This is a genomic window from Actinosynnema sp. NPDC059797, assembly GCF_042732085.1.
Lineage (GTDB): Bacteria > Actinomycetota > Actinomycetes > Mycobacteriales > Pseudonocardiaceae > Actinosynnema.
Genome location: NZ_JBHWIE010000681.1, coordinates 1 through 1,984 on the forward strand (window position 1 = coordinate 1; position 1,984 = coordinate 1,984).

The window sequence follows — 1,984 nt, forward strand, 5'->3', positions numbered from 1 at the left end:
CCGCGGGGCGGACCCCGTGCGCCGCGGCCAGCTCGCCGACCGCGCCCGCCAGCTCCGGCTCCACGTCGCGCGGGTTGGCCCGCCCGAGCCGGCGCAGCACCGCGACCGACTCCTCCACCGCCGCCACCGCCTCCTCGGGCAGGCCGCACGACGCCAGCAGCGCGGCGATCGAGACCAGCGCGCGGGCCAGGTCGGCCTCGAAGCGCGGGTCGGCCGCCGCCACCGAGCGCCAGCGCGCGACGGCCAGCCGGGCGGTGTTCGCGGCCTCGTCGCGGCGGCCCGCGTCGAGCAGCCGGGCCGCGTGGTGGTGGGTGACCTTGGCCAGGTCCACGCCGAACAGGGCGTGCTGGTGCCCGGCCAGGTCCCGGCAGCGCACGGCGGCCTCGGCGACCGCGGCCAGCGCGCGGTCGTGGCGGCCGACCGCGGCGTAGCGGAGGCTGAGCTGGTCGAGCGCGCCCACCAGCCGGGGCGCGTAGTCGACGTCCTCGGCCGCGGCCAGCCGGCACAGCTCGACGGCCTCCTCCGCCGCGGCCACGGCCTCCTCCTCCCGGCCGACCGCGACCAGCCGCAACCCGAAGTCGCCCAGCGCGTCCGCGAGCGCCGACCGGTGCTCGACCGGGTCCGCCGCGGTCAGCTCGCGGTAGAGGTCGACCTCCCGGCTCGCGGCCTCCATCGCCTCCTCGCGGAGCGCGGCCAGCGCGGCGCGGGCCCCCAGCGCCCCCTGCAGCTCCGCCAGCTCGACGGCGGTGACGCCCTCCCGCTCGCGGTCGCGCACCAGGGCCCGGGTGAGCACGGCGGGCAGCGGGTCGCAGTGGAAGCGGGCGTCGTCGAACACGTGCCTGGCCACCGCCCGCGCCGCCGCGGGCAGCTCGGCCACGGCCCGCAGGGTGGCGCTGGTGGCGGACCGGGCCAGGCCGGGCCGGGTGGTGAACAGCCGCTGCGCGCGGCCCGGCACGTGGGGCCACCGGTCCGCGGCGCGCACCAGCGTCTCCAGGGCCGCCGGGGTGCGGTCGGGCTCGATCCGCTCGTCGAGCAGCGCGACCGCGAGCACGTCCTCGGCGAGGCGGCCCCGCCCGGTCGCCACGGGGTCGACGCTGACCAGCCACCGCACCAGGTCGGCCCGGTCGCCGCCGCGCACCCCGTGCACGGCGGCGAGGGCGGCCAGGTGCAGGTCGTGGTAGGTGCCCGCGGCCGGCGGGTGCGCGTCGGGGCGGGGGAGGTCGAGGGCGTCGGCGAAGCGGGCGCAGGCGACGGCGAAGGACGCGGCGTGCTCGTCCGGGCAGGGCCCCAGCGCCAGCTCGGCGCTCGCGCGCCCGAGGTCCGCCGCGCGCTGGCGGGCCGCCGACCACCACCAGCCCGCGGCGCGGGCGAGCAGCAGGACGCGGGCGTCCGGCTCGCGGAGCAGGTCGTGCAGGTCGCGCCACGGCACCAGGTCGGCGTCGTCCACCACCCGGACCGGCGCGCCCGCGGCGAGGTGCCGGGCCAACCGGGTCTTGCCGACGCCCGCGGGACCGTGCAGGAGCAGGACGGACGACCCGCCGCCGTCGAGCCAGCGGTCGAACTCGCGCAGCTCCGCCACCCGGCCGCGGAACGGCACCACCTCGTACCTGGGGTCGAGCAGCTCACCGGGCGACAGGTCCACGATCACCATCTTGCCCGGCTGCTCAGGACCCGATCGGGTGATGGCACCGTAGTCCGGTCGGAGCAGCGCGACCGCCGGTCCGGGACCGGCGGCCCGTAATTGTCAGACCCCTCCGGCAAGATGAAAGCAGGGGTCCCCTGGGCGGGGACGCCTGCGGAGCGCGCGAGCGGACCGCGACTGTCGTACCCCGGGGGCACAATCCGAGGCGTGCTCGTCGCCGTGGTGGCCGATGCGGAGAACGCGGGGCGGTTGTGTCCGCTCTCCGACTCCGGCGTGCCCGCCGGGCCCGTCGTCGAGGCGCCCGACCTCGCGGCGGCCGTGGCGGGGTTCGAGGCGCGGCAC

At 79.2% G+C, this 1,984-nt stretch carries 1 protein-coding gene; it reads right to left on the minus strand.

What is annotated here, in order from left to right; translation table 11 throughout:
• A partial coding sequence (locus ACFV4N_RS43255) for an AAA family ATPase (RefSeq protein WP_499678510.1) occupies window positions 1-1,651 on the minus strand: 1,651 nt, incomplete at its 3' end.
• Between the last annotated feature and the right edge of the window lie 333 nt (window positions 1,652-1,984).